25 protein-coding genes are annotated in these 25,338 nt (G+C 69.8%); 15 read left to right on the top strand and 10 right to left on the bottom strand.

Features of this window, described 5'->3' with window-relative positions; all coding sequences use genetic code 11:
* Nucleotides 1–382 precede the first annotated feature (382 nt).
* The 7 genes from ABE438_RS19830 to ABE438_RS19800 all read left to right on the top strand — a co-directional run bounded on the left by ABE438_RS19830 (nt 383) and on the right by ABE438_RS19800 (nt 8,593).
* A complete protein-coding gene (locus tag ABE438_RS19830; protein WP_346504404.1) occupies nt 383–820 on the top strand; it encodes a PPC domain-containing DNA-binding protein in 438 nt (145 codons plus the stop codon).
* A gap of 318 nt (nt 821–1,138) precedes the next feature.
* Nucleotides 1,139–1,984: a VOC family protein gene (locus ABE438_RS19825; RefSeq protein WP_346504403.1), complete on the top strand. Its 846-nt coding sequence runs from the start codon at nt 1,139–1,141 to the stop codon at nt 1,982–1,984.
* Nucleotides 1,985–2,021: 37 nt separating this feature from the next.
* Nucleotides 2,022–3,626 (top strand): ABC transporter substrate-binding protein, encoded by a 1,605-nt coding sequence (locus tag ABE438_RS19820; RefSeq protein ID WP_346504402.1) that lies wholly within the window; start codon nt 2,022–2,024, stop codon nt 3,624–3,626.
* Nucleotides 3,627–3,688: 62 nt separating this feature from the next.
* The gene (locus ABE438_RS19815) at nt 3,689–4,666 is read left to right on the top strand and encodes an ABC transporter permease (protein ID WP_346504401.1); all 978 of its coding nucleotides are present in this window, start codon (nt 3,689–3,691) and stop codon (nt 4,664–4,666) included.
* 5 nt (nt 4,667–4,671) lie between these two features.
* A complete protein-coding gene (locus ABE438_RS19810) occupies nt 4,672–5,502 on the top strand; it encodes an ABC transporter permease (RefSeq protein ID WP_346504400.1) in 831 nt (276 codons plus the stop codon).
* Nucleotides 5,499–7,130, top strand: coding sequence for an ABC transporter ATP-binding protein (locus ABE438_RS19805; protein WP_346504399.1), 1,632 nt, complete (start codon nt 5,499–5,501; stop codon nt 7,128–7,130). Before ABE438_RS19810 ends, ABE438_RS19805 begins: the two co-directional genes overlap by 4 nt.
* 2 nt (nt 7,131–7,132) lie before the next feature.
* Nucleotides 7,133–8,593, top strand: coding sequence for an NAD(P)/FAD-dependent oxidoreductase (locus ABE438_RS19800; RefSeq protein ID WP_346504398.1), 1,461 nt, complete (start codon nt 7,133–7,135; stop codon nt 8,591–8,593).
* A 6-nt stretch (nt 8,594–8,599) separates the two neighbouring features.
* Here ABE438_RS19800 and ABE438_RS19795 read toward each other — a convergent pair whose 3' ends face one another.
* Complete coding sequence (locus tag ABE438_RS19795) at nt 8,600–9,706, bottom strand: helix-turn-helix transcriptional regulator (protein ID WP_346504397.1); 1,107 nt, start codon at nt 9,704–9,706, stop codon at nt 8,600–8,602.
* Between the two features lie 172 nt (nt 9,707–9,878).
* On the opposite strand from ABE438_RS19795, the gene ABE438_RS19790 reads away from it, so the two are divergent.
* Nucleotides 9,879–10,082, top strand: a complete 204-nt coding sequence (locus ABE438_RS19790) for a CsbD family protein (RefSeq protein WP_346504396.1) — start codon at nt 9,879–9,881, stop codon at nt 10,080–10,082.
* 160 nt (nt 10,083–10,242) lie between these two features.
* On the top strand, nt 10,243–10,530 hold the full coding sequence (locus ABE438_RS19785) for a hypothetical protein (protein WP_346504395.1): 288 nt from the start codon (nt 10,243–10,245) through the stop codon (nt 10,528–10,530).
* Nucleotides 10,531–10,542: 12 nt separating this feature from the next.
* Here ABE438_RS19785 and ABE438_RS19780 read toward each other — a convergent pair whose 3' ends face one another.
* From ABE438_RS19780 to ABE438_RS19755, 6 genes are read right to left on the bottom strand one after another with little or no spacing between them, the layout of a single operon-like run.
* Nucleotides 10,543–11,373 (bottom strand): inositol monophosphatase family protein, encoded by an 831-nt coding sequence (locus ABE438_RS19780; RefSeq protein ID WP_346504394.1) that lies wholly within the window; start codon nt 11,371–11,373, stop codon nt 10,543–10,545.
* Between the two features lie 6 nt (nt 11,374–11,379).
* Nucleotides 11,380–12,222, bottom strand: coding sequence for an endonuclease/exonuclease/phosphatase family protein (locus tag ABE438_RS19775; protein ID WP_346504393.1), 843 nt, complete (start codon nt 12,220–12,222; stop codon nt 11,380–11,382).
* A gap of 28 nt (nt 12,223–12,250) precedes the next feature.
* Nucleotides 12,251–13,132, bottom strand: a complete 882-nt coding sequence (locus ABE438_RS19770; protein WP_346504392.1) for a carbohydrate ABC transporter permease — start codon at nt 13,130–13,132, stop codon at nt 12,251–12,253.
* Complete coding sequence (locus tag ABE438_RS19765; RefSeq protein WP_346504391.1) at nt 13,129–14,007, bottom strand: carbohydrate ABC transporter permease; 879 nt, start codon at nt 14,005–14,007, stop codon at nt 13,129–13,131. Before ABE438_RS19765 ends, ABE438_RS19770 begins: the two co-directional genes overlap by 4 nt.
* Nucleotides 14,008–14,026: 19 nt before the next feature.
* Nucleotides 14,027–15,319 carry an ABC transporter substrate-binding protein gene (locus tag ABE438_RS19760; protein ID WP_346504390.1) on the bottom strand — a complete coding sequence of 431 codons (1,293 nt, stop codon included), beginning with the start codon at nt 15,317–15,319 and terminating at the stop codon, nt 14,027–14,029.
* Nucleotides 15,320–15,367: 48 nt separating this feature from the next.
* Nucleotides 15,368–16,405, bottom strand: coding sequence for an ABC transporter ATP-binding protein (locus ABE438_RS19755; protein WP_346504389.1), 1,038 nt, complete (start codon nt 16,403–16,405; stop codon nt 15,368–15,370).
* Nucleotides 16,406–16,737: 332 nt separating this feature from the next.
* Here ABE438_RS19755 and ABE438_RS19750 point away from each other — a divergent pair, with 332 nt between their 5' ends.
* Complete coding sequence (locus tag ABE438_RS19750; RefSeq protein ID WP_346504388.1) at nt 16,738–17,037, top strand: hypothetical protein; 300 nt, start codon at nt 16,738–16,740, stop codon at nt 17,035–17,037.
* Nucleotides 17,038–17,113: 76 nt separating this feature from the next.
* Here the strand turns inward: ABE438_RS19750 and metZ are convergent, their stop codons facing one another.
* The gene (metZ, locus tag ABE438_RS19745) at nt 17,114–18,310 is read right to left on the bottom strand and encodes an O-succinylhomoserine sulfhydrylase (protein ID WP_346504387.1); all 1,197 of its coding nucleotides are present in this window, start codon (nt 18,308–18,310) and stop codon (nt 17,114–17,116) included.
* Between the two features lie 304 nt (nt 18,311–18,614).
* On the opposite strand from metZ, the gene ABE438_RS19740 reads away from it, so the two are divergent.
* The 5 genes from ABE438_RS19740 to ABE438_RS19720 all read left to right on the top strand — a co-directional run bounded on the left by ABE438_RS19740 (nt 18,615) and on the right by ABE438_RS19720 (nt 23,265).
* Entirely contained in the window at nt 18,615–19,085 is a 471-nt protein-coding gene (locus ABE438_RS19740) for an Lrp/AsnC family transcriptional regulator (RefSeq protein WP_346504386.1), read from the top strand.
* 125 nt (nt 19,086–19,210) lie between these two features.
* Nucleotides 19,211–19,897 carry a fumarylacetoacetate hydrolase family protein gene (locus ABE438_RS19735; protein WP_346504385.1) on the top strand — a complete coding sequence of 229 codons (687 nt, stop codon included), beginning with the start codon at nt 19,211–19,213 and terminating at the stop codon, nt 19,895–19,897.
* Nucleotides 19,898–19,922: 25 nt separating this feature from the next.
* Complete coding sequence (locus ABE438_RS19730; RefSeq protein ID WP_346504384.1) at nt 19,923–20,852, top strand: dihydrodipicolinate synthase family protein; 930 nt, start codon at nt 19,923–19,925, stop codon at nt 20,850–20,852.
* A gap of 159 nt (nt 20,853–21,011) precedes the next feature.
* Complete coding sequence (locus ABE438_RS19725) at nt 21,012–22,256, top strand: amidase (RefSeq protein WP_346504383.1); 1,245 nt, start codon at nt 21,012–21,014, stop codon at nt 22,254–22,256.
* Nucleotides 22,257–22,875: 619 nt separating this feature from the next.
* Nucleotides 22,876–23,265 carry a DUF983 domain-containing protein gene (locus tag ABE438_RS19720; protein ID WP_346504407.1) on the top strand — a complete coding sequence of 130 codons (390 nt, stop codon included), beginning with the start codon at nt 22,876–22,878 and terminating at the stop codon, nt 23,263–23,265.
* Between the two features lie 24 nt (nt 23,266–23,289).
* On the opposite strand, the gene ABE438_RS19715 is transcribed toward ABE438_RS19720, so the two are convergent.
* On the bottom strand, nt 23,290–24,330 hold the full coding sequence (locus tag ABE438_RS19715; protein WP_346504382.1) for a threonine aldolase family protein: 1,041 nt from the start codon (nt 24,328–24,330) through the stop codon (nt 23,290–23,292).
* Nucleotides 24,331–24,379: 49 nt separating this feature from the next.
* A complete protein-coding gene (locus ABE438_RS19710) occupies nt 24,380–25,150 on the bottom strand; it encodes a hypothetical protein (protein ID WP_346504381.1) in 771 nt (256 codons plus the stop codon).
* Nucleotides 25,151–25,338 lie beyond the last annotated feature (188 nt).

The raw sequence follows: 25,338 nt of genomic DNA, 5'->3' as shown, positions 1-25,338 counted from the left end.
CAGACCATCAACCCGGTCAAACTAACCGGACCAAACGCCCTGTGCTAAACAGTGAAGCGTGGAGGCCGGCCCCGCCAAGCGGCGGCGCCGTCTCGATGGCCGCGTTATAGGCAAACCGATTTTGGGTGTCAACACACCCCCTCGAAGAATTTTCGTCGGCTCGCTTTCGCTCCTCGGAAAACTCAGCCGAAACGGCCTCGAAATGCTCCTTTTCGCAGTGCAACAGCGGGAAATCGGCGGTTTCAGCCACGAATTTTTCTGTTTCGACGGAGCACCTCGCCGGGCTAGCCTGTCCCGGAAGGCCGTTTCGACCGGATCGGACGGCCTCAACCACGACCCACCGGCACCGCCGCGCGGGCATTTTCAGGGAGGACGGGCCGGCATGACGGAGCCGAAGCGCTTTATCGCGACCCCGACGGGCTACTTCATGGTGCTGCGGCGCGGCGACGACGTGTTCGCGCGCCTTGAGGCGCTGATGCGGGAGGAGGACATCGCCTTCGCGACCTTCTCCGGCTTCGGCTTCCTGAGCCGCGCCATCTTCGGCTTCTACGACTACGTCGCCAAGGCGTTCCGGCCGAAGACCTTCGAGCAGCTCGAACTGACCAACATGACCGGCACCTTGGCCTGGAAGGAGGGCGCGCCCTCGATCCATGCCCATGGCGTCGCTGGCGACGAGAGCTTCCGCGCCTATGGCGGGCACCTGCTGGCGCTCGAAGTCGGGCGCGGCTCGGTGGAGATCGCGATCACCACGCTGCCGATACGGCTGGAGCGCGCGGTCGATCCCGATATTGGGGCCAACGTGCTCCAGCTCGGCTCCTGAGCACAGCGCCGGCGGCCCGCACCCGCGCCGCCGGCGCAGCCTGCCCGCAGCGGGCCTTGGTCTTTCGGGCGGTTGTTTTGATGAATCGCGCGGTGCGCGGGCGTGAGCGTGTCGTGCGCATACGTGAACGCGCGCGCATGAGCGCGGATCGCGCCCCTGCAACGCCTCGGCGCGCGCCACGGAGAACGTTGTTCTCCAATCCTCGAAGACAACGCTAGAGACAGCCTATCGCGACCGCGGATAGCATCGATCCCGAAGAAGAAAACTTCTGTCGCTGCCCGACGCCGCCCGCGGCGTCCACTGATCCGGATCGTTTCGATGGCTCTGAAGCATATCCTCGGCGTCGATCATGTCGTCGTCGCCGCCCGTGACCTCGCCCGCGCGGCCCGGGACTGGGAGGCGCTCGGCTTCACCGTGTCGCCGCGCGGCCTGCATTCGCCCATTCTCGGCACGGCCAACCACACGATCATGCTCGGCGAAGACTATGTCGAGCTGCTGAGCCCGGTCGCCGAGACCGAGCAGAACCAGCCGACGCGCGACTTCCTCGCCGCCGGCGAGGGCATCGAGCGCATCGCCTTCACCACCGACGACGCCGAGGCCGGCGCCGCCGAGATCAGCGCGCGCGGCTTCCCGGCGATCGGGCCGATCCATTTCGGCCGCCCGGTGCCGCTGCCCGGCGGCGGCGAGGCCGAAGCGCGCTTCAGCGTCTTCCGCTGGCCTTTGAGCGAGCGCCCGGGCGCGACGCGCATCTTCGCCTGCCAGCACCGCACCCGCGAGGTCGTCTGGCTGCCGGAACTCCAGGCCCATGCCAACGGAGCCGTCGCGCTGCGCCGCATCGAGATCCTCAGCGCCGACCCGGCCGCTGCCGCCGCCCATCTCGCGCGGCTGACCGACCAGGCGGCCGTGCAGGAGGGCGATGCCTGGCGCGTCGCCTCCGGGCCGAACCGCGCCGATTTCGTGTTCTACGACGCGCAGGGCCTCGCCGCGCGCTATCCGGCCGCCGCTCGCGAGGGCGCCCGGGCCGAGGGCGTGGTCGCGCTGGCCATCGCCAGCCGCGATCTCGACGCGGCGGCCGCCGCCTCCGGCGCGATCCACCATGGCGAGGCCGCCACCGTCCCGGCCGGCCGCGCCGCGGGCGTCATCGTCAGCTTCGTCGCCGCCTGAGCCGCGGCCCATCGCCCTTTCCCTGCGAGGACAGATCATGCAGCCCACCCGCCGCGCCGTCCTGATGACCTCCGCCGCCATCGCGGCCAATGTCGTTAACCCGTTCCGCGCCTTCGCGCAGGAGACGCCACGCAAGGGCGGCGTCTTCGGCGTTCACTACGGCGCCGAGCAGCGCCAGCTCAATCCCAGCCTGCAGGCCTCGACCGGCGTCTATGTGGTCGGCGGCAAGATCCAGGAGCCGCTGGTCGACCTCGACGCCAACGGCCAGCCGGTCGGCGTGCTGGCCGAGAGCTGGGAGGCCGCGCCCGACGGCAAGACCATCACCTTCCGCCTGCGCAAGGGCGTGACCTGGCATGACGGCCAGCCCTTCACCGCCGCCGACGTGCAGTTCACCGCGCTGGAGATGTGGAAGAAGATCCTCAACTACGGCACGACGCTGCAGCAGTTCCTCACCGCGGTCGACACGCCCGACGCGCATACGGCGGTGTTCCGCTACGAGCGGCCGATGCCGCTCAACCTGCTGCTGCGCGCCCTGCCCGATCTCGGCTACGTCTCGCCGCGCCATCTCTACGAGGGCAAGGGCGACATAAGGAACAACCCGGTCAACCTGGCGCCGATCGGCACCGGCCCGTTCAAGTTCGTCTCCTATGAGCGCGGCCAGCACATCATCGCCGACCGCAACGAGCGCTACTGGCGCGAGAACGCGCCCTATCTCGACCGCATCATCTGGCGGGTGATCACCGACCGCTCGGCCGCCGCGGCCCAGCTCGAGGCCGGGCAGCTGCATTACAGCCCGTTCTCGGGGCTGACGATCTCGGACCTGGCGCGCCTGGCCAACGACAAGCGCTTCATCGTCTCGACCAAGGGCAACGAGGGCAACGCCCGCACCAACACGATCGAGTTCAACTTCCGCCGCAAGGAACTCGCCGACATCCGCGTGCGCCAGGCGATCGCGCATGCGCTGAACATCCCCTTCTTCATCGAGAACTTCCTCGGCGACTTCGCCAAGCCCGGCGTCGGCCCGATCCCCTCGGTCTCGACCGATTTCTTCCCGTCCGACAACGGCCCGCAATACGCTTACGACAAAGCGCGCGCGGTGAAGCTGCTCGACGAGGCCGGCTTCAAGCCCGGCGCCGGCGGCACGCGCTTCACGCTGCGGCTGCTCCCGGCGCCCTGGGGCGAGGACATCTCGCTCTTCGCCACCTTCATCCAGCAGTCGCTCGGCGAGGTCGGCATCAAGGTCGACGTGGTGCGCCTCGACGGCGGCGGCTTCCTGAAGCAGGCCTATAACGACTGGGAATTCGACCTGATCACGGGCTGGCACCAGTACCGCAACGACCCGGCCGTCTCGACCACGGTCTGGTACCGTTCCGGCCAGACGCGCGGCACGCCCTGGACCAACCAGTGGGGCTGGACCGACCCGACGATCGACAAGATCATCGATGACGCGGCCAGCGAGACCGACCCGGCCAGGCGCAAGGCGCTCTACGGCGAGTTCGTCCGCCGCGCCAACAGCGAGCTGCCGATCTGGACGCCGATCGAGCAGCTCTTCGTGACCACGATCAGCGCCAAGGCGCGCAACCACTCGAACACCCCGCGCTGGGGCTCGTCGAGCTGGCACGATCTCTGGTTGGCCGAGTAGGGGCAGACATGCCTAGATGGGCCGACGACGTCGACCCATCCAGGCAGAATGGCAGTTGGACGATGCGTATCCTCACCCTTGCGGGGCGGCGGCTCGCCGCCTCGATCCCGACCCTGTTCCTGATCCTGATCGGCATCTTCCTGCTGCTCCAGTTCGCGCCCGGCGACACGGTCGACGCGATGATGGCGCAGATGGGCGGCGGCGACGCCAAGCTGGCCGAGGAACTGCGCCGCTTCTACGGGCTCGATCTCGGCACCGCCGAGCGGCTCGGGCAGTATCTCTGGCGGCTGGTGCGCTTCGACCTCGGCGTGTCGGCCATCTACGGCAAGCCGGTCGCGTCGGTGATCGCCGAACGCCTGCCGGCGACACTTTTGCTCATGGTCTCGGCACTGTCCTTCGCCTTCTTCGCCGGGATCGTGCTCGGCGTGCTGGCGGCGCGCCATGTCAACCGCTGGCCCGACACGCTGATCTCGACGCTCGGCCTGATCTTCTACGCCACGCCCTCCTTCTGGTTCGGGCTGATGACGATCGTGGTGTTCTCGGTCCATCTGCAATGGCTGCCGGCGGGCGATTTCGAGGATGTCGGCGCCGGGCTGACGGGTTTTGCCCGCACGCTCGACATCGCGCGCCATCTCGTGCTGCCGACGGCGACGCTCGGCCTGATCTATCTGGCGATCTATCTGCGCCTGATGCGCGGCGCGATGCTGGAGGTTCTGAACCTCGACTTCGTCCGCACCGCCCGCGCCAAGGGGCTCGACGAGACCAGGGTGATCACCCGCCATGTGCTGCGCAACGCGCTGCTGCCGATGGTGACGCTGATCGGCCTGCAGGCCGGCACCATGCTCGGCGGCTCGGTTGTGGTCGAGAGCGTGTTCTCGCTGCCGGGGCTCGGGCGCCTCGCCTATGAATCGGTGATCCAGCGCGATCTCAACACGCTGCTCGGCATCGTCTTCGTCTCGGCGCTGCTGGTAATCGCGGTGAACTTCATCGTCGACCTGCTCTATGCGCGCCTCGACCCGCGCATCGCCCAGGAGGGCTGAGGGCGATGGACGCCGTGAAACGCTATTTCCGCAGCCCGGCCGCAATCATCGGCCTATCGCTGCTGCTCGTGGTGGTGGCGATGGCCGCGACCGCCGGCTGGCTCTATCCGCGCGACCCGCTGGCGCTGGCCGGCCGGCCGCTGCAATGGCCCTTCGCCAATCCGCGCTTCCCGCTCGGCACCGACAATTCCGGCCGCGACATCGCCGCGCAGATCTTCCATGGCGCGCGCATCTCGCTGCTGATCGGCGTGGTGGCGACGGTGATCGCCATCGCGATCGGTATCGTCGTCGGCGCCGTCGCGGGCTTCTATGGCGGGCGGGTCGACACGCTGCTGATGCGCATCACCGAGGCCTTCCAGACCCTGCCGAACTTCCTGCTGCTGCTCGTGCTGGTCGTCGTCTTCGGCTCGACGCTGCCGACGGTGATGCTGGCGATCGGCATCGTCTCCTGGCCGGCACCGGCACGGCTGACGCGGGCCGAGTTCCTGTCGCTGCGCGGGCGCGAATTCGTCCAGGCGGGCCGTACGCTCGGCCTCTCCGACCTCAAGCTGATCTTCGGCGAGGTGCTGCCCAACGCGCTGCCGCCGGTGATCGTCTATGCCAGCGTGGTGATGGCGGTGGCGATCCTGCTCGAAAGCTCGCTCGCCTTCCTCAAGCTGTCGGACCCGAACGTCGCCTCCTGGGGCAATCTGATCGGCCTCGGCCGCGACGTGCTGCGGGTGCAATGGTATGTCTCGGCCATTCCGGGCGTGGCGATCCTGCTCACCGTGCTCGGCGTCTCACTGGTCGGCCAGGGCCTGAACGACGCCCTCAATCCGAGGCTGAAGGGACGATGAGCGCGATCCTCACTCTGGACGGGCTCTCCGTCAGCCTGCCGGCGGGCGCCGACCGCGCGCATGCCATGCGCGACGTCTCGCTGAGCCTCAAGGCGGGCGAGACCGTCTGCGTCGTCGGCGAATCCGGCTCGGGCAAGTCGATGACCGCCAGTGCGGTGATGGGCCTGCTGCCGACCGGCGTCGCGATCTCGGGCGGGCGCATCCTGTTCGACGGCCGCGACCTCGCCGCCGCCAGCCCGGCCGAGATGCGCAAGGTGCGCGGCGCCGGCATCGCCATGATCTTCCAGGAGCCGATGACGGCGCTGAACCCGCTGCGCAGCATCGGCGACCAGATCGGCGAGATGTTCTCGATCCACACCCGGCTCGACCGGCGCGCCATCGCGGCGCGCGTGCTCGACCTCCTGGCCGAGGTGCAGATTCCCGATCCGGCGCGGGCGGCGAAGGCCTATCCGCACGAACTGTCCGGCGGGCAGCGCCAGCGCGCCATGATCGCCATGGCGCTGGCGCTCGACCCCAAGGTGCTGATCGCCGACGAGCCGACGACCGCGCTCGACGTCACCACCCAGGCGCAGATCCTCAAGCTGATCCGCGAATTGCAGGCCCGCAAGGGCACGGCGGTGCTGTTCATCACCCATGATTTCGGCGTGGTGGCCGAGATCGCCGACCGCGTGGTGGTGATGCAGCACGGGCTGGTGGTCGAGGAGGGCGAGCCGGCCAGCGTGCTGGAGCGGCCGAGCCATCCCTATACCCGCCAGCTCATCGCCGCCGTGCCGGCGCTGAGCCCGCCGCCGCCGCGGCCGCTGGCGCAGGAGACGATCCTGACGCTGGCGAACGTCTCCAAGACCTATCGCACCGGCGGATTCCTCGGCCGCGGCCAGCGCGTCACCCATGCGGTGAAGGATGTCAGCCTCGCCCTGCCGAAGGGCGCGACGCTCGGCATCGTCGGTGAAAGCGGCTCGGGCAAGTCGACCCTGGCGCGCTGCATCGTGCGGCTGATCGACCCCGATGGCGGCGAGATTCGCCTGGCCGGGCGCGACCTGACCAAGCTCGGCCGCCGCGAGATGCGCGCCCAAGCCAAGCATGTGCAGATGGTGTTCCAGGACCCGTTCGCATCGCTCAACCCGCGCCGCAAGGCGGGCGAATTGGTGGCGCAGGGCCTGATCGTCGCCGGCATGGCACGCCGCGAGGCGCTGGCGCGGGCTCGCGAGCTCTTCGGCCTGGTCGGGCTCGATCCCGCCGCGGCCGACCGCTATCCGCACGAATTCTCCGGCGGCCAGCGCCAGCGCATCGGCCTGGCGCGCGCACTCGCGCTCGAACCTGACGTGCTGGTGGCGGACGAGCCGGTCTCGGCGCTCGACGTCTCGGTGCAGGCGCAGGTGCTCAAGCTGCTGGCGGAGCTGCGCGAGCGGCTCGGCCTCTCCATCGTGTTCATCACCCACGATCTGCGCGTCGCAGCGCAGGTCTGCGACCTGATCGCGGTGATGAAGGATGGCGAGGTGGTGGAATCCGGCACGGTGGCCGAGGTCTTCGGCCAGCGCCGCCACCCCTATACCCGCGCCCTGCTCGACTCGATTCCCGGACAAGGCTTCGGCGCGAGAGGCCCGGCGCACGCCGCGGCAGAGCTTTGACCATGCAGCGCATCGCCACGCCCGTGCCCATCGCCGGTGGCCTCGCGCAGCACGAGGTGCGCGTACGGCAGGATCTCGCTCTGCTCGGCATTCCGGCCAAGCCCTGGCTGCATCCGCGCCGCGATCCCGGCGGGGCGGAGGTGCTCGACGTCGCAATCGTCGGCGCCGGCATGAACGGCATTGCCGCCGCGGCCGCCCTGCTCCAGCGCGGCATCACCGGCATCGCGCTGTTCGACGCCAACCGGCCCGGGCTGGAAGGCCCGTGGAACCGCTTCGCCCGGATGGACACGCTGCGCTCGCCGAAGACGCTGACCGGCCCGGCGCTCGGCATCCCCTCGCTGACCTTCGCCGCCTGGTATTCCGCCAGCTTCGGCGCGGCGGCCTGGGAGGCGCTCTACAAGATCCCCAACGCGATCTGGGTCGACTATCTGAGCTGGCTCCAGCGCGTGCTGGCGCTGCCGGTGCGACACGAGACGGCGGTGGCGGCGCTGCGCCCGGCCGGCGGGCTGCTGGCGCTCGACTGCGACGCGCCGGGCGGCGCCGCGACCGTGCTGGCGCGGCGCGTCGTGCTCGCGACCGGGCGCGGCGGGGCCGGCGGCGATCTCTGGCCGGCGATCGTGCCGGCGACGCTGAAGCCCGATCTCGCCGCCCATGGCAACGACCCGATCGATTTCGCGAGGCTGCGCGGCAAGTCGGTCGCGGTGCTGGGCGGCAGCGCCTCGGCCTGGGACAATGCCGCAACCGCGCTCGAACAGGGCGCGGCCAGCGTCGACATGTATCTGCGCCGCGAGCACCTGCCGCAGGTCAACAAGGGGCGCGGCTCGGCGACGCCGGGCTTCTTCCATGGCTGGGCCTTCCTGCCCGACGCCGAGCGCTGGGCGCTCGCGGCCTATCTCGACGGCATGCTGGCACCCCCGCCGCACGAGACCGTGCTGCGCGCGCTCCGCTCGCAGGGGCTGTCGATCCGCTTCGGCCATCATCTCGCGACGGCAAGGGGCGAGGGCGCGCACATCGTGCTCGGCCTCGACGCGCCGGAGGGCAGGATCACGCGCCGGCACGATTTCCTGATCGTCGCGACCGGTTTCCAGGTCGATGCCGACGCCGTGCCCGAGCTCGCCGCCTTCGCGCCGCATGTGGCGCGCTGGGGCGACCGCTACACGCCGCCGCCGGAGCTCGACCGGCCGGCGCTGGCGAAAGCGCCCTATCTCGGGCCGGGCTTCGAGCTGCTGCCGCGCGGGCCGGAAGCGCCGGCGGAACTGTCGCGTATCCATCTCGTCAATTACGGCGCCCATGTCAGCCAGGGTGCGATCGCGAGCGACGTGCCGGGCGTCACCATCGCCGGAGACCGCGTCGCCACCGCGATCACCGCCTCGCTCTTCGCCGAGGACATCGCAACGGTCCGCGCCGATCTCGACGCCTTCGACGAGCCGGAGCTGAAGGACACGCCGTTCTACCGGCCCTGAAACGCCTCAGCCGGCATCGCCGGCCAAGCCGAGCCGCACCAGCGCCGCCTGGCTGTTGACGCCGGTCTTGGCATAGACCGCCTTGAGCTGGCCGCGCACCGTCTCGCGCGAGACGCCGCCGCGCGCCGCGATGCCGGCCAGCGTCAGCCCGGCGAGGATGCCGCCGGCGACGCGGCGCTCGGCCGGCGTCAGGCCGTAGCGCCCGGCCAGCGCCTCCGCCCCGGCATGGGGCAGGGCTTGCGGGCGATCCTCGATCACCAGCGCGACCGAGGGGCCGCCGAAGAACTCGATCACCCCGCCCGTCTCAGCCCGGATCAGGGTGAGGCGCCGGCCGCCGAGACGCAGCTCATGCTGGCGCGCGCCCTGATGCCGGCGCGAGAGCAGGGCGCGCAGCAGCGCGTCGGCGTCACGGTCGCACAGGCGCAGTTCCCCCGTCACGCCAAGGCGAACAAGATCGCCGCTGGCGAGCAGGCGCTCGGCCGCCGGCGAGCCCGCGCGGAGCCTCGCGCCCTCCCCGATCATCAGCACCGCCAGATCCGGCGCCTCGAGCAGCGAGCGGCCATACTGCGCCAGCGCCGTGCCGAAGCCGCCGCCGCGATAATGCCGGAAAGCGCGGGCCAGATGCGGGGCGAGCCGCGTCAGCAGCGTGGCGACGACCTCGTTTTCGTCGGGATCGACCCGCGCGGTCAGGGTGCTGAGCAGGAAGGTGCAGGAGCGCTCGCGGAACAGCGTCACGCCGATGCCGGCCTCGATGCCGCCGCGACGCAGGAAGTCGGCATAGTATTCGGTGCGCAGGAACTGCTCGCGCGGCAGGATGCGCTCGCCGACAATGCCGGTGCCGAGCGGCGTCGCCGCGACGCGCCGCATCCACGGATTGAGCGCGGCGTAATGCTCGGCATAGGCGCGCATGTCGCAGCGCTCGACGCCGGAGCCGAGCGAGATCGCGCCGCCGGCCGCCGCCTCGTCATGGAAGAACAGGGTGGAGATGCCGCCCGGCACCTCGGCGTTGAGGCTGTCGAGGAAGGCCTGCCAGTCGCTCTCGCCGAGCATCGCGGCATAGATCAGGTCGACCAGCCCGCGTTCCGTCCGCTCGAGATCCGCAGCGTTCACCATGGCGCCCCACCGCTATCCTGCCCATGGCCGCATCCCATCGCGGCTGCGGACAGGATAGCGGCCATGCGTGCCATGACCAAGCGGAAGCCTGACGAGGGTCCGGGGCTGCGCGCGAACAAAACCGCGTCCGGCGCGTTCATCCAGCGAACCCATTCGAACACAGGAGGTCCCGATGGACTGGAACCGCGTCGAAGGAAACTGGAAGCAGATCAAGGGCAAGGTCAAGGAGCAGTGGGGCAAGCTGACCGATGACGATCTCGACGTCATCGCCGGCAAGCGCGACCAGCTCGAGGGCAAGATCCAGGAGCGTTACGGCATCGAGAAGGACAAGGTCCGCAGCGATGTCGACGGCTGGTATTCGCGCCAGAGCTGGTGACGATCGCTACGCCGACGGATATCTGTCCGCCGGACCGGCCCTGACCGGTGAAGAGGCCGCCATCTTCGGATGGCGGCCTTTTTCGCATTCAGGGAACGGAAGCGTCCGGTTCGCCGTTACCCTGAGCAGAGGTGACCTTGAGGCAGAGGAGGACCGCGTCATGACCGATGATCGCCGCGACCAGGCCACGCCCGACATGCCCGCCAGCTATCGCACGCCGCAGCGGCCGGGCCAGAGCGGCGAGCAGGCGGAGAACCGCGCCGGCCCCAATCCCCGCTCCGTCAACCCGACCGGCCCGCACGCGCCCTACGAACCCGCCGATCGCGACGGGCTCGCCGCCGAGAAGCACTGGTCGGAGACGATTCCGGCAGTCAGCGACACGCCGCGCGCGCCGAAGCAGAGCGGCACGATCCAGGTGATGGACGGGGTGCGCAAGCGCGGCGCCTGAGCGCCGCCGCCGTCAGCCGACGCCGCGCAGGACTTCGCGCGCGGCCAGCCAGGATTCCGCATCGGGCGCGCAGAGCAGGCCGGTCGCCGGGCGGTCGACGCGATACTCCGAGCCGTCGAGCAGGCGTGCATGGCCGCCGGCCTCGGTGTGGAGCAGCACGCCCGGCGCGTGGTCCCAGGGGTTGAGCCGGCCATAGAGCAGCACGTTCACCTTGCCCGCCGCGGCGAGCCGGTATTCGTGCGCGCAGCAGCGTAGCGAGGCGACATTGGCGAAGGCCGGGAAGCAGGCCGGCACCGCGTCGCGCTGTGGCTGCGGGAAATAGCGCCAGCTCATCATCGCGGTCATGGCGGCGGGCGCCGCGCCGGCGCAGACGCGCAGGTCGCGCGTGGTGCCGTCGGCCAGGCGCAGGAAGGCGCCCTCGCCGCGCAGCGCCATGGCGCTGTCCTCGACCACCGGGTCATGGATCACCGAGGCGACGATCTCGCCGCGCACCACCACCGCCGCCATCACGGCAAAGAGCGGCAGGTCGGAGGCGTAGTTCAGCGTCCCGTCGATCGGATCGACGATCACCGCCAGGTCGGCGCCGGCGAGCCTGGCCAGCAGCGAGGGATCGCGCGTCGCGCCTTCCTCGCCGACCATCTCCGCGCCCGGAAACGCCGTCTCGACCGCCGCGGCGATGAAGCGCTCGGCCGCCTCGTCGGCTTCGGTGACGAGATCGTCGGGCGCCGATTTGGCGCGGACGTCGCCACTGGCTAGCCGGCGGAAGCGCGGCATCACCTCGCGGCGCGCCGCCTCGGCCAGAATGTCGGCCAGCCGGCCGTGATCCTTCGCAGTGAAGCGCATGGCAGCTCAGCCCAGATCGAAGTCGACGAGGATGGGCTGATGATCGGAGACCTGGGTCTCGACATCGCAGAGCACGCTGCGGGCGCGCGCCGCGAGGTCCGGCGTCGCCAGAACATAGTCGAGGCAGCCCGGCTGGCCGTAAGTCTGGTCGAACAGGCAGGCGGTCGGCGGATGCGGCTCGTTTCCGCGCGCCGCGGCCCAGAGATCGATCAGCGGCGGCACGCCGTCGTCGAAGGGCGCCAACAGGCGGGCCAGAACCGCGTCGTCGGGGCGCATGTTGAAGTCACCGGTCAGCACGGCGCTCTCCGAGCCGGGGGTGAGCGTATAGGTGTGCGGGCCGGGCTCGCGCGGCAGGCGGCTGCGCGCGACCGCCATGCGATGGGCCTCGCGGATGCCCTCGACCTGTGCGGCGCGCAGGGTCGCGGAGGAGTATTCGAGATGCGTCGTCATCAGGCGCACCGGGCCGAGCGGCGTCAGCGCCATCGCCTCGATCATCACGCGCGGCATGTTGCGGCTGTAGGCCGCCTCCCAGGGCAGGAGATGGCGATGGGCCTGCGCTACCGGGAAGCGGCTGAGCAGCAGGTTGCCGAAGCGCTTGCGCCCGCCCCTGCCGTCGTCGACATCGACGCCGATGCCCTCGATCGCCGTGAAGCCGGGCAGCAATTCGGCAAAGCGCGCGAACTGGTCGGTTTCGTCGTTGCCGTCGAGATCGGGGAAGTTGGCGGCGACCTCCTGCAGGCAGAGCACGTCGAAATCCGCCATTTCGCGGGCATGGGCGACGATGCGGTCGGGATCGACGCGCCCGTCCATGCCCCGGGCCCACTGGATGTTCCAGGTGATCAGTTTCATCGCGTCCGCCGCCGTCCTCGTCTGCCGGTCACTTGATGCCCGCGCGCATGAAACTCTGCACGAACTGGCGCTGGAAGAGCAGGAAGCCGACCAGCAGCGGGGCGGAGGTCATCAGCGTCGCGGCGCAGATGATCGCCCAGTCGATGCCCTGGTCGGTCGAGGAGAAGATCTGGAGGCCGACGGTGAGCGGGCGCGCCTCAACGGAGTTGGTCACCAGCAGCGGCCAGAGGAAGTTGTTCCAGTGATAGCTGACCGAGACCAGCCCGTAGGCGATATAGGTCGGCTTCGCCAGCGGGACATAGACCTTCATCAGCACCTGCAGCGGGCTCGCCCCCTCGACGCGGGCGGCGTCGTCCAGTTCCTTCGGCACGGTCTTGAAGGTCTGGCGCAGCAGGAAGATGCCGAAGGCCGAGGCGACATAGGGCAGCGCGATCGCGGTGATGGTGTCGACCAGGCCGAGCTTGGCCATGGTGCGGTAGTTCTCGACGATCAGCGCGTCGGGCATGATCATCAGCTGCGCCAGGATCAGCGCGAAGGCGACGTCGCGCCCCCAGAAATCCTGCCGTGCGAGCGCATAGGCCGCGAGCGTGCCGAGCACCAGCTGGCAGACCAGGATCAGCGTCACCAGCACGAAGGTGTTGAGGAAATAGCGCGCGAAGGGCGCCGCCGCCCAGGCGCGCTGGAAGTTCTCCAGCGTCAGCGGCGCCGTCAGCTCGAAGCGGGTGGTGAACTCGCTGGGATGGAAGGCGGCCCAGACCGCATAGGCCAGCGGCAGCACCCAGATCAGCGCGAGCAGGATGGCGCCGAGCGATTCCAGCGTCAGCGACAGGCCCTTGGGCGCATAGGGATCGGCGCGGCTGATGCCACCGGCGGCCGCCTTGCCGGGCGCGGATTTGGCGACGGCGCTCATCGATAATGCGTCCTGCGTTCGAGCCAGCCATATTGCGCGAAGGCGACCAGGGCGAGCAGCAGCAGGAGCACGCAGGTCAGCGTCGCCGCATAGGCGGTGTCCCAGAAGCTGAAGCCGACCTGGTAGATATAGTAGAGCAGCAGCGTGGTGGCGTTGTCGGGCCCGCCGCGCGTCATCACGAAGAGATGGTCGACCATGCGGAAGGCGTTGATCATCGCGTTGATCAGCACGAACAGCGTCGTCGGCATCAGCAGCGGGAACTGGATCCGCCGAAAGTAAGTCCAGCGCGAGGCGCCCTCGATCGCCGCCGCCTCGCCGAGGCTGGGCGGGATGGTCTGCAGCGCCGCGAGGTAGAAGATCATGAAGAAGCCGGCCTCCTTCCAGATCGCCACGACGGTCACCGCATAGAGCGCGGTGTCCTGCGAGCCGAGCCAGTTGGTCGGCCGCCCGCCGAAGGCGGCGACGATCTGCTCGAGCAGGCCGTATTGCGGCGTGAAGAAGAACAGCCAGATATTGGCGACCGCGATCATCGGCAGCACGGTCGGGGTGAAATAGGCCATGCGCACCCAGGTGCGCGCCACGATGCGGTCGTTGACCCAGACCGCCATCAGCATGGCGAGGGCGATCGAGGTCGGGATCGTGCCGAGCGCGAACCAGAGATTGTTTGTCATCGCCTTCCAGAAGATCGGGTCGGCGAGCATGGTCTGGTAGTTGTCGAGCCCGACGAAGCGCGCGGGCCTGCGCCCGCGCGGCGTCGAATAGAACGACTCGATGAAGCTCGCGACCGCGGGCCAGTGCGTGAAGAGGGCCAGGCAGGCCATGGCCGGCAGCAGGAGCAGCCAGCCATGGATCGTCGCGGTTGCGCGCTGGTTCATCGGTCGCTACGTCGCCGGTTCAGCGATAGGCCTTGAGGATGCGCTCGGCCTCGGCCTGCGCGTCCTCCAGCGCCTTCTGCGGAGTCTTGGTGCCGGTCAGCGCCGCCTGGAGCCCGTCGTTCAGGGCCTTGGTGACGCGCTGGTTCTCATGGGTCGAGAGCTCGGCGACGGCGTGCGGGAGCTGGTCGCGCGCCACCAGCGCCTGTGGGAAGTCGGCGACATATGTCTTCATCGCCGCGGTCTCGTAGGAATCCGGGCGCACGGCGACATAGCCGGTGTCGATCGACCACTGGGCGGCGCGCTCGGGCGTGGTGATCCAGCGCACGAACTTGAAGGCTGCTTCCTGCTCGGCCTTGGAGGCCTTCTTGGAGATGTAGAAATTGCCGCCGCCGGTCGGGCTGCCGAGGCGCTTTCCGGCCGGGAGCAGGCCGACGCCGAAGGGGAACTTGGCGTTGGTGCGGACATTGGTGAGGTTGCCCGTGGTCGTCCACATCATGGCGACCTTGCGCTCGAAGAAGTCGCGCGGGGTGGTGCCCCACTCGACGATGCCGGGCGGGTGGACCTTGTGCTTCTGGGCGAGGTCGACCCAGTACTGCAACGCCGCGACCACCGCCGGGTTGGCGTAATCGGTCTTGTCGCCGGCGGCATTGGCCAGGATCGCGCCGGCCTGGGTCGAGAAGCCCTGGAACAGCCAGTAGGGGAAGCCGGAGGACGGGACCTGGATGCCCCATTGTGTGACGTTGCCGGAGGCGTCGCGCTTGGTGAGCTTCTGCGCGAAGGCGACCTGCTCGTCCCAGGTCTTCGGCGGGGTATCTGGGTCGAGCCCCGCCTCCTTGAACAGCTCCTTGTTCCAGTAGAGCACCACGGTGGAGCGCTGGAAGGGAATGCCCCAGGTCTTGCCGCCGGTCTGGCTGTTCTCCATGAAGCCGGGGAAGAAGCTGGCGAGCCACTTCTTGTCTTCGTCCGTCTTCACGAACTCGTCGAAGGGGACGATGGCGTCCTCGTCGATCAGCGTGAACATGTCGGTGGAGAGCAGCACCGAGAGCACCGGCGGCGTGCCGCTCTTGTGCGCGGTGAGCGCCTTGACGATCGTCTCCTGATAGGTGCCCGCATAGATCGGGTTGACCTTCAGCCCGGCATTCTCGCCGGCGAAGCCGGTGGCGTAGCCGTCGATCAGCTTGGTGATAGGGCCGCCGACGGCGACGGGGTAGAAGAAGGAGATCTCGGCGGCCTGCTGCGCGCGCAGGATCGCCGGCATCGCCACCGAACCGGTCAGCGCCAGCGCGCCGGTCATGAAATCACGTCTGTCCATCTGATCAACTCCCTGTTGCGTGGGATCGCCCGGCTTCTCGCGGCCGGATCACCCCGGAACCACCCTGCGCTCGGTCGACTGGTCGAACCAGTGCAGCAGGGATTGTGACAGCCTGATGTAGATCCTGTCGCCCGCCGCGGCCCGGACCTTGCCGGGGCGGCGCACGATGAAGGGATGCCCGCCGATGCGGGCCTCGACCAGCGTGTCGGCGCCGAGATACTCGACCGCGACCACCTCGGCGGCGATGCCGCTCTCGCCGAGCTCGCTGACCTCGGGGCGGATGCCGACGCTGAGCCCGGCGGGATCGAGCCCGGGCGGGGCTACGATCGCGCCGCCGGCGGCGGTCAGCGCCTGGAGCGGCACGACATTCATCGGCGGGGTGCCGACGAAGCGGGCGACGAAGATACTGGCCGGGTTCTCGTAGAGCTCGTCCGGCGGCGCGTCCTGCTCGATGCGGCCATTGCGCATCAGCACGACCTGGTCGGCCATGGTCATCGCCTCGACCTGGTCGTGGGTGACGTAGACCATGGTCATGCCGAGGCGCTGCTGCAGCTCGCGGATCTCGCGGCGCATCTCGACGCGCAGCTGGGCGTCGAGATTGGAGAGCGGCTCGTCCATCAGGCAGACCGGCGCGCGGGCGACGATCGCGCGCCCGAGCGCGACGCGCTGCTGCTGCCCGCCGGAGAGCTGCGAGGGCTTGCGCTCGAGCAGCCCGTCCAGGCCGAGAATGTCGGCGGCCTTCTTCAGCCGCTCGTCCTGCTCCGCCCGCGAGACCTTGCGGACCTGCAGGCCGAACAGGATGTTCTCGCCGACCGAGAGATGCGGGAACAGCGCATAGTTCTGGAAGACCATGGCGATGCCGCGCTTCGACGGCGGGGCCGTGGTGACGTCGCGTCCGCCGATGACGATCGAGCCGGCGCTGGCCTCCTCCAGCCCGGCGACCAGCCGCAGCGTCGTCGACTTGCCGCAGCCCGAGGGGCCGAGCAGCGCGACGAGCTTGCCGCCGCCGACGGAAAAACTGACATCGTCGACCGCGGCGGTGCCACCCCAGGTCTTGGAAACGCCGCTCAGCTCGACCGATACCATCCGCCGCAAACCATGCTTACCCGGCTCATCTCTGCCGGAACGCCGCAGTTCGCCCGGCGAAGGACCATGTCGTCCGGGCGGGGCGACCATCGCGCGAAACCCCGGGGCGCCACAAGAGCGATGAGGCGCGACCTGCGGCCGCCTTCCACATCTAAGCGGCCCCCGCGCGGCGCAAGATGGCGATTTCATGTCAGACGCCGCCAAGGCCGGCCTGCGGCGCCTCGGCTACGGGCGGCGTGTGGATCGCCTCCCGCCGCGCGCACGACCGTACTTGACGCTCGCCAACTCCGCCGCTTTTGTGGCCACATCTCTACAGGGAAAGGGTTTTCTCCATGCGCGCGCTCATCATCGCAGGCGTCCTGGCCGCCGGCCTGGCCGGCTGCCAGACCGTCGAGCAGTCGGCCGCCGAAGCCGACCAGGTCTGCTACGACGCCGGCCATCGCCCCGGCACCCGCGCCTTCGAGCGCTGCCGCAGCGACGTGTTCCAGAGCTTCCGTCGCTCCAACGCGGCGGCGAGCAATGCCGTCGCGGCCGGCGTGGTCGCGGGTGCGGTCGGCGGCGCGGTCATCGCCGCCTCGTCGCGTCCGCGCTATTACGGCTATTATCGCTGCGGCTACTGGGGCTGCTACTGAGCCCCGCGGCCCCTCGGGCCTGACGATCAGGCCGGGCCGGCGCCAGGATCCTGGCCCCGGTCCGGCGCCTTCCCCGTCACAGCACGGACAGGGCCTGCGCCAGATCGGCGATCAGGTCGTCGGGATGCTCGAGCCCGACCGACAGGCGCACCAGCCCGTCCCCCACCCCCATCTCCGCCCGCACCTGCGGGGTGAAGCGCTGATGCGTCGTCGTCGCCGGATGCACGATGAGGCTCTTGGCGTCGCCGAGATTGTTGGAGATCCGGATCAGCCGGAGCCGGTCGAGCACCCGGAACGCCTCATCCCGCCCGCCGTCGAGCTCGATCGCGATCATCGTCGAGGGGCCGGTCATCTGGCGGGCGATGATCTCGGCCTGCGGATGGTCGGCATCGCCGATGAAGGTGACGCGCGCCACGCCCTGCCGGCCGCGCAGCCACTGGGCGATCTGCACCGCGCTCTGCGCCTGCCGCGCGATGCGCAGCGGCATCGTCTCCAGCGCCTTGAGCATCACCCAGGCGTTGAAGGGCGAGAGCGACGGCCCAGTCTGGCGCAGGAAGAGCTGGATATCGCCCTCCAGCACCTCCTTGCGGCCGAGCACCAGCCCGCCGAGGCAGCGCCCCTGCCCGTCGATATGCTTGGTGGCGGAGTAGACGACGAGATCGGCGCCGAGCGCCAGCGGACGCTGGTAGAGCGGCGTGGCGAAGACGTTGTCGACGACCAGCAGCGCGCCCGCCTCGTGCGCGATCGCGGCGATCGCGGCGATGTCCAGCACCTCCAGCGTCGGATTGGCCGGGCTCTCCAGGAAGAACAGGCGGGTCTCGGGCCGCACGGCGGCGCGCCAGGTGGCGAGGTCCGTGCCGTCGACCAGGGTCGCGGCGACGCCGTAGCGCGGCAGGTGATCCTCGACGATGTAGCGACAGGAGCCGAAGAGGGCGCGCGCCGAGACGACATGGTCGCCAGCCTTGAGCGGGCCGATCACCGCGGCGGTGACCGCGGCCATGCCGGTCGCGGTGGCACGACAGGCCTCGGCCCCCTCGAAGGCCGCCATGCGCTCTTCGAGCATGGTGACCGTCGGGTTCGAGAGCCGGCCGTACTGGAAGCCGGGCTCGCTGTTGAGGAAGCGGCCCTCGCACTGCGCGGCGCTGTCGTAGACATGGCCCTGGGTGAGGAAGAGCGCCTCCGAGGTCTCGCCGAACTGCGAGCGCAGCTGCCCGGCATGGACCAGGCGTGTCTCGGGATGGAGCGTGTCGACGGGGGGAAGCTCGATCGTCATGGCTGATCGCCCAGTTTGTTCGATATAACGGACGACAGGATTAACACCGCCCGCACCGTCCGTAAATCAGAACATAATTTTCTCTTTGACGAACGCGCAGGAGAGAGGCCATGCCCGCACGGCGCGGTATCGTCCTGTCCGGCGGACTTAAAGAGGCCGGACGCAGGCGGCCGCCGTCTTCCCGGTTTGACAAAAAACAGAAGCTTGCTTCTATTTCAGCGACGCATATTGGCCATCTGAGATATTATTTTCTCTGAAGAGCCAGTCAGAAGATGTTTATTCTCATTTCCATAAAGGCCACCCCATGGATCAGATCGACCGCAAGATCCTGACCATCCTGCAGGACGACGCCACGGTCTCGATCGCCGATCTCGCCGATCGCGTCGGCCTGTCGCAGACGCCGTGCTGGAAGCGGATCCAGAAGCTGCAGCAGAGCGGGGTGATCACCAAGCGCGTGGCCCTGGTGGCGCCCGAGAAGATCGGCCTCGGCCTCACCGTCTTCGTGCAGATCGAGACCTCGGACCATTCCGGCCCCTGGCTGTCGCGCTTCGCCGACAGCGTCGCGGCGATGCCGGAGGTGATGGAATTCTACCGGATGGCCGGCGACGTCGATTACATGCTGCGCGTCGTCGTCGCCGACATGGCCGCCTATGATGCCTTCTACAAGCGGCTGATCGAGACGATCCCGCTCAAGAACGTCACCTCGCGCTTCGCCATGGAGCGCATCAAGGCGATCACCGCCTTCAAGGTGCCGGAGCTGCCGAAGGCGCCCTGAGGGGTCGCGGGCCCGCCCCGAAGCGACGCGTGAGCGGGGCGCAGTCCGCCCCGCCGCCTGCGGCACTTGCCCCGGCGGGCGCGCTCCCGCATGAACGCTCCCGCATTTCTCGAACGGGGCGCGCCATGTCCAGCTATGTCATCGATCCGCCGAAGGTCGTCACGGTCCCGGTCGCCGGCGGCGGCGAATTCCCCGTGCGCCGCATCTTCTGCGTCGGGCGCAACTACGCCGAGCACACCCGCGAGATGGGCGGCGATCCCGACCGCGAGGAGCCGTTCTTCTTCACCAAGCCGGCCGACGCGCTGCTGACCGGCGGCGCAGACATGCCCTACCCGCCCAAGACCGCCGACCTGCACCACGAGATGGAACTGGTCGTCGCGATCGGCCGCGGCGGCACGGACATCACTGAGGCCGCGGCGCTCGACCATGTCTATGGCTACGCCGCCGGGCTCGACATGACCCGCCGCGACCTGCAGGCCGTCGCCAAGAAGGCCGGGCGGCCCTGGGACATGGCCAAGGGCTTCGACCTCTCGGCCCCGATCGGCGAGATCGTGCCGGCCGCCCGCATCGGCCATCCCGCCGCCGGCGCGATCACGCTCTCGGTCAACGGCAAGCTCCGCCAGAGTTCCGACCTCGACCGCCAGATCTGGAACGTGCCGGAGACGATCGCCTATCTGTCGGGGCTGGTGACGCTGGCGCCGGGCGACCTGATCTTCACCGGCACGCCGGAAGGCGTCGCCGCCGCCGTGCGGGGCGACCTGCTGGAAGGCGCCATCGCCGGGGTCGGCAGCGTCCGCACCCGCATCGTCTGATCCGTCGCCGCAGAGGGAGGAAACCATGCGCCTGACCACGCAAGCCGGGGGCGTCTACCCCATCGCCCCGACCCCGTTCACCCCGGACGGCGCCGTCGACTGGACCTCGGCCGACCGGCTGTTCGACTACTATGCCGGCATCGGCTCGGACGGCGTCACCGTGCTCGGCATCATGGGCGAGGCGCCCAAGCTGGAGCCGGAGGAGTCGATCGGCCTGGTCAAGCGCGCCGTGGCGAAGATGGGCGACAAACCGATCATCGTCGGCGTCTCGGCGCCCGGCTTCGCGGCGATGCGCTCGCTGGCGCGGCAGGTGATGGATCTCGGCGCCGGCGGCGTGATGATCGCGCCCCCGACCAATCTGCGCACCGACGACCAGATCGTCGGCTACTACGCCCAGGCGGTCGAGGCGATCGGCAGCGACATCCCCTTCGTGATCCAGGACTATCCGCTGACGCTCTCGGTGGTGATGACGCCGGCCGTGATCCGCCGGATCATCCAGGACAACCCCTCCTGCGTGATGCTGAAGCACGAGGACTGGCCGGGCCTGGAGAAGATCGCGACGCTGCGCCGCTTCGAGGCCGAGGGCTCGCTGCGCCGGGTCGCGATCCTGACCGGCAATGGCGGCCTCTTCCTCGATTTCGAGATGGAGCGCGGCGCCGACGGCGCCAATACCGGCTACGCCTTCCCGGAGATGCTGATCGACGTTGTACGCCTGAGCAAGGCCGGCAAGCGCGACGAGGCCCACGACATCTTCGACGCGCATCTGCCGCTGGCGCGCTACGAGCAGCAGCAGGGCGTCGGGCTCGCCGTGCGCAAATACGTGATGGCGCGCCGCGGCATCCTCGCCCATGACGCCCAGCGCAAGCCCGGCTCCACCCTGACCGCCGCCGCCAGGGCCGAGGTCGACTACCTGCTCGCCCGGCTCGCGCGGCACGACGCCCGCGCCGCTCTCTGACGGCGCCAGTCCCTGACGGCTTCAGACCGGGCCGCGCGCCTCCCGCGGGAGGCGGTGCGGCCCGGCGCCGGCGCGGCCTTCCGTGAATCGCATGCTTCATGCCAGCATCGGTGTCTCCCCGCCTGACGGCACCCGAGACACCAGCCCTGGAAGGACAGCATGCTTTCGGCTCGCGACATCGCCCGCCGCGTCGCTAACGGCGAGGCCTCCGCGCAATCCATCCTGACCGAGTGCGAGCGCCGCATCGACGAGCGCGACGCAGACCTGCAAGCCTTCGCCGCGCGGCCGACCTCGCTGGAGGCCGGCAGCGGCCCGCTCGCCGGCGTGGCCTGCGGCGTCAAGGACATCATCGACACCGCCGACCTGCCGACCGGCATGGGCTCGCCGATCTATGCCGAGAACCAGCCGCGCGCCGACGCGCCGATCGTGATGCGGCTGAAGGCGGCCGGCGCCACCGTCGCCGGCAAGACGCAGACCACCGCCTTCGCCTTCCTCGACCCCGCCCCGACGCATAATCCGCATGATCCATCGGCCAGCCCGGGCGGCTCCTCCGCCGGCTCGGCGGCCGCGGTCGCGGCCGGGCTGGTGCCGCTGGCGCTCGGTACCCAGACCGGCGGCTCGGTGATCCGCCCGGCCGCGTATTGCGGCACGGCGGCGATCAAGCCCTCCTTCGGCCTGCTGCCCACCGTCGGCGTCAAGCCGTTCTCCTGGTCTCTCGACACGCTCGGCCTGATGGCCGCGAGCGCCGACGATCTCGGCTTCGCCCTGGCGATCCTGACCGACCGGCCCGAGCTCGATGCCGAGGCGCTCGCGCTTCGCGGGCTGCGCGTCGGGCTGTGCGAGCAGCGCTTCGCCGAGGCGCCGGAGGCCGCCTGCGGCGAGGCGCTGGCGCGGATCGCCGAGATGCTCCGCGAGGCCGGGGCCGAGGTGCTGACGCTCGACGAGCCCGACGAGCTGGGCGAGGCCTTCCGGGCCCACGGCCCGCTGCAGGACTGGGAAGCCTGCCAGGCGCTCGCCTGGGAATACGCCACGCATCGCGAGGACCTGCCGCCGAAGCTCGGCGCCTATCTCGACGCCGCGCGGGCCACCACGCCCGCCGCCTACGACGCCGCCCGCGAGGCGACGAGGCGCGGAGCGGAGAGCGCGGCGCGCTGGCTCGGCCAGGTCGACATCGTGCTGACCCATGCCACGCCGGGCGAGGCGCCGGAGACCCTCGCCTCGACCGGCGATTCCCGCTTCAACCGGCTCTGGACCCTGCTGGGCACGCCCTGCCTGACCGTGCCGCTGGCGCGCGGACCGCGCGGCCTGCCGGTCTCGTTCCAGATCGTCACCGGCCTGGGCGAGGACGCGAAAGCGATCGCCGCCGGCAAGGCGATCGAACGCCTGATCCTGATGGCGGCGTGACGGAAAGCCGGCAACAGAGCGGCACCCGGACGCGCCTCGAAGGGCTGCCAGCGAAACAATTCGGACATATTCGAGGCAATTCGCAAGTGGAACAACATGACTATACTATAATCTGGGAAGGCGATAATCATGCCCACGATCAGCGCAAAGCCAGAGAGCGCATTAACTCAAAATTAAGCACCATTCTCTCAGGCTTTCCTCTCCGACAGAGGGCCGGCACTTGCGCGGTGGCGCATTTCTGCTAGGTTCCGCCACAGGTCACTGACAAGGAGGGTCCGATGAGCCTCGCGCTGAGTCTCGACCGCCTGGCCATGGGAGCAGCGTTCCTGCTCGTCCTGGCCATCGTGGTCGGCGCATTCTGACTGGCTTCCAGTCGACGTCGCAAAGACCGTCCAACAGTTCGAAGAGCGTCGCCGGATCCCCGGCGGCGCTCTTTCCATTCCGGGACCGGTGCGCCATCCGCTCCGAGGCCGCGACCGGCCAGCGACGCCTCGACGGGCCCTCGGCGGGCTGAGGCAACGGGACGCAAGCCGATTTCGCCGGCAGTCGACTATATATCGTCCGGACGAGAGCGCGCCTCTGCTGCGTGACCGCGCGGCGCCTCTCCCGGAGCATCATGATGTCGAAGACCGAGTGGCCCGCCCTTTCCCCGTTCCAGACCGGCATGCGCGGCCGCTGCCCGCGCTGCGGCGAGGGGCATCTCTTCGACGGGTTCCTGACGCTGAAGCCGTGCTGCGAGGCCTGCGGGCTGGATTACGGCTTCGCCGATCCAGCCGACGGCCCGGCATTCTTCGTGATGATGTTCGTCTGCGTGCCGGCGCTGGCCTTCGCGCTCTGGCTCGAGCTGGCCTATGAGGCGCCGGCCTGGGTGCACCTCGTCACGACGCTGCCGGTCGTGCTGCTGACCTGCATCCCGCCCTTGCGCCCGCTCAAGGGCTGGCTGGTCGCCTCGCAGTATTTCTACAAGGCCGAGGAAGGCCGCCTCGCCAAGCCGGCCGCGCCGCGCTGAGGGCGCTGCGGGGCGCGCCGCGCCCTATCGCGCGATCTGCGCGATGATCTCCAGCGCGCGCTCGACATCAGCCGCACCAACGTCGAGATGGGTGACCATGCGCACGCTGGAAGGCCCGAAGGCGCCGACGCCGAGACCGCGCTCGCCGCAGGCCGCGACGAAGCCCTCGGCCGTGAGCCCGGTGCCCGAGACGTCGAAGAAAACGATATTGGTCTCGACGGGTGCGTCCGGCAGGCGGATGCCCGGCAGGCCGGCGAGCCCCATGGCTAGCCGGCGCGCATTGGCGTGATCCTCGGCCAGCCGCTCGACGTGATGATCGAGCGCGTAGAGACCGGCCGCCGCCAGGAAGCCGGACTGGCGCATGGCGCCGCCGAGGCGCTGCTTCAGGCGCCAGACCTCGCGGATGAAGTCGCGCGAGCCGGCGAGCACGGCCCCGACAGGCCCGCCGAGCCCCTTGGTCAGGTCGATCCAGGCGGAATCGAAGCCGCCGGCGAAATCCCGCGCCGGGACGCCGGACGCCACCACCGCGTTGAGCAGGCGCGCCCCGTCCATATGGGCGGCGAGCCCGGCCTTGCGCGCTTCCGCCAGCACGGCGCGCAGCGTCGCCAGCGGCCAGACCGAGCCGCCGCCGAAATTATTGGTCTGCTCGACGCTGAGCAGCCGCGAGCGCGGCACGTAGCGGCTGGCCGGGCGCACCGCGGCGGCGACCGCCTCGGAACCGAAGATGCCGCGCTCGCCATCGAGCGTGCGCAGCATCACGCCGGCCAGCGCGGCCGGGCCACCGCCCTCCGAATTGACGATATGGCTGGTGCGGTCGCAGATCACCTCGTCGCCCGGCCGGCAATGCAGCGCCAGCGCGATCTGGTTGCACATGGTGCCGGAGGGCAGCAGCACCGCATCCTCCTGACCGAGCAGCTCGGCGACCCGCTCGCAGAGCCGGATCACGGTCGGGTCCTCGCCCTTCTGCTCGTCGCCGACCTCGGCCGCCATCATCGCCGCGCGCATGCCCTGCGTCGGCCGGGTCTTGGTGTCGCTGAAGAAGTCGAGGGCGATCTTGCTGGCCATGGCGGATGGGCTCCGGGGCGAGGATGAGGAGGGCGATCGAGCGCGCAACCTATTTCAGCGCGACGATCAGCATCAGGAACAGGGCGACGATCAGGAGCTGCTTCAGGCTCCAGTTGATGCGGCGCAGCGCCTCGGCGACCTCGTCCTCCGGCGGCTCGTCGTCCTGCGGCCCGCCTGCTGCGAAGACGGCGGGCGGCTGCGGGACGGGCTCGCCCGTGTCGGCTGGACCGGCCTCCTCGGCCGGGCCCTGCGCCCATTCCAGCGTCTCGACACGGCCATGCGCGCTGGCGCAGCGGCCGCTCTGCGGATCGAGCCCGAGATGGAAGGCGAGCGGACGGCCGGGCGCCGGCTCGGTCTCGCCCTCGCGCAGCCAGAGATCGGTGCGGGCGCTCAGCACCAGCCGCCCGGCCCGGCCGGCGGCGAGATCGGCCAGCAACGCGTCGAAGAGCGGCTGCGGCATGAACAACGCCACCACCGGCGGCGGCTCGACCAGCGCTTGGTCCGCCTCCTCGTCCGGGCCGAGACGCAGCATGGGCGGGCGCCCGCCCTCCGCGGCGAAGGGACGCACCACCAGAGCGAGCTCCGGCAGGGCGGCACGGCTGTCGACCCGGTGCAGCGTCACCCCGAGCGGACGCACCCGCCCCTCGAGCCGGCTGCCGTCGCGCGCGACGCCGTCCTGCCAGGCGTGACCGTTCACCATGACGAACGCGTCGGCCTCGAGCCTGAGCGGCGGATCGGCGGCCCGCACGAACTGTCCCGGCACGCCGGAGACGGTCATCCGCCCCTCGACGATGCTGATGGCGCCTTCTGTCTGCGTCATGGGCCCGGCCGATCATCCTCTCCACGCGGCGAGGCAGGCACGGGAATCGCGCCGGCCCCGCCTGCGCCGCGACGATAGCAGGTCGCGCCGCGCAGGCCAGACGAGGCGGCGCCGCGGATCGGAACCACTGCCGGAGCCCGGCCGGCGATGCAGTCCTGCTCCCGGGCGTCGTCTCTTTAAAAGAACAT

Source organism: Allobosea sp. TWI1241 (assembly GCF_039673065.1).
Classification (GTDB): Bacteria; Pseudomonadota; Alphaproteobacteria; order Rhizobiales; family Beijerinckiaceae; genus Allobosea.
Note: the sequence above shows the minus strand (reverse complement) of the source record. Positions and strands in the feature narration are given on the sequence as shown.

Coding starts and splice junctions, on each gene's coding strand:
- ABE438_RS19715 (WP_346504382.1), bottom strand. CDS start 24,330: ATGGCCAGCAAGATCGCCCTCGACTTCTTCAGCGACACCAAGACCCGG.
- ABE438_RS19765 (WP_346504391.1), bottom strand. CDS start 14,007: ATGAACCAGCGCGCAACCGCGACGATCCATGGCTGGCTGCTCCTGCTG.
- ABE438_RS19740 (WP_346504386.1), top strand. CDS start 18,615: ATGGATCAGATCGACCGCAAGATCCTGACCATCCTGCAGGACGACGCC.
- ABE438_RS19775 (WP_346504393.1), bottom strand. CDS start 12,222: ATGAAACTGATCACCTGGAACATCCAGTGGGCCCGGGGCATGGACGGG.
- ABE438_RS19720 (WP_346504407.1), top strand. CDS start 22,876: ATGTCGAAGACCGAGTGGCCCGCCCTTTCCCCGTTCCAGACCGGCATG.
- ABE438_RS19815 (WP_346504401.1), top strand. CDS start 3,689: ATGCGTATCCTCACCCTTGCGGGGCGGCGGCTCGCCGCCTCGATCCCG.
- ABE438_RS19810 (WP_346504400.1), top strand. CDS start 4,672: ATGGACGCCGTGAAACGCTATTTCCGCAGCCCGGCCGCAATCATCGGC.
- ABE438_RS19830 (WP_346504404.1), top strand. CDS start 383: ATGACGGAGCCGAAGCGCTTTATCGCGACCCCGACGGGCTACTTCATG.
- ABE438_RS19735 (WP_346504385.1), top strand. CDS start 19,211: ATGTCCAGCTATGTCATCGATCCGCCGAAGGTCGTCACGGTCCCGGTC.
- ABE438_RS19710 (WP_346504381.1), bottom strand. CDS start 25,150: ATGACGCAGACAGAAGGCGCCATCAGCATCGTCGAGGGGCGGATGACC.
- ABE438_RS19790 (WP_346504396.1), top strand. CDS start 9,879: ATGGACTGGAACCGCGTCGAAGGAAACTGGAAGCAGATCAAGGGCAAG.
- ABE438_RS19750 (WP_346504388.1), top strand. CDS start 16,738: ATGCGCGCGCTCATCATCGCAGGCGTCCTGGCCGCCGGCCTGGCCGGC.
- ABE438_RS19795 (WP_346504397.1), bottom strand. CDS start 9,706: ATGGTGAACGCTGCGGATCTCGAGCGGACGGAACGCGGGCTGGTCGAC.
- metZ (WP_346504387.1), bottom strand. CDS start 18,310: ATGACGATCGAGCTTCCCCCCGTCGACACGCTCCATCCCGAGACACGC.
- ABE438_RS19730 (WP_346504384.1), top strand. CDS start 19,923: ATGCGCCTGACCACGCAAGCCGGGGGCGTCTACCCCATCGCCCCGACC.
- ABE438_RS19760 (WP_346504390.1), bottom strand. CDS start 15,319: ATGGACAGACGTGATTTCATGACCGGCGCGCTGGCGCTGACCGGTTCG.
- ABE438_RS19725 (WP_346504383.1), top strand. CDS start 21,012: ATGCTTTCGGCTCGCGACATCGCCCGCCGCGTCGCTAACGGCGAGGCC.
- ABE438_RS19755 (WP_346504389.1), bottom strand. CDS start 16,405: ATGGTATCGGTCGAGCTGAGCGGCGTTTCCAAGACCTGGGGTGGCACC.
- ABE438_RS19820 (WP_346504402.1), top strand. CDS start 2,022: ATGCAGCCCACCCGCCGCGCCGTCCTGATGACCTCCGCCGCCATCGCG.
- ABE438_RS19770 (WP_346504392.1), bottom strand. CDS start 13,132: ATGAGCGCCGTCGCCAAATCCGCGCCCGGCAAGGCGGCCGCCGGTGGC.
- ABE438_RS19780 (WP_346504394.1), bottom strand. CDS start 11,373: ATGCGCTTCACTGCGAAGGATCACGGCCGGCTGGCCGACATTCTGGCC.
- ABE438_RS19785 (WP_346504395.1), top strand. CDS start 10,243: ATGACCGATGATCGCCGCGACCAGGCCACGCCCGACATGCCCGCCAGC.
- ABE438_RS19800 (WP_346504398.1), top strand. CDS start 7,133: ATGCAGCGCATCGCCACGCCCGTGCCCATCGCCGGTGGCCTCGCGCAG.
- ABE438_RS19825 (WP_346504403.1), top strand. CDS start 1,139: ATGGCTCTGAAGCATATCCTCGGCGTCGATCATGTCGTCGTCGCCGCC.
- ABE438_RS19805 (WP_346504399.1), top strand. CDS start 5,499: ATGAGCGCGATCCTCACTCTGGACGGGCTCTCCGTCAGCCTGCCGGCG.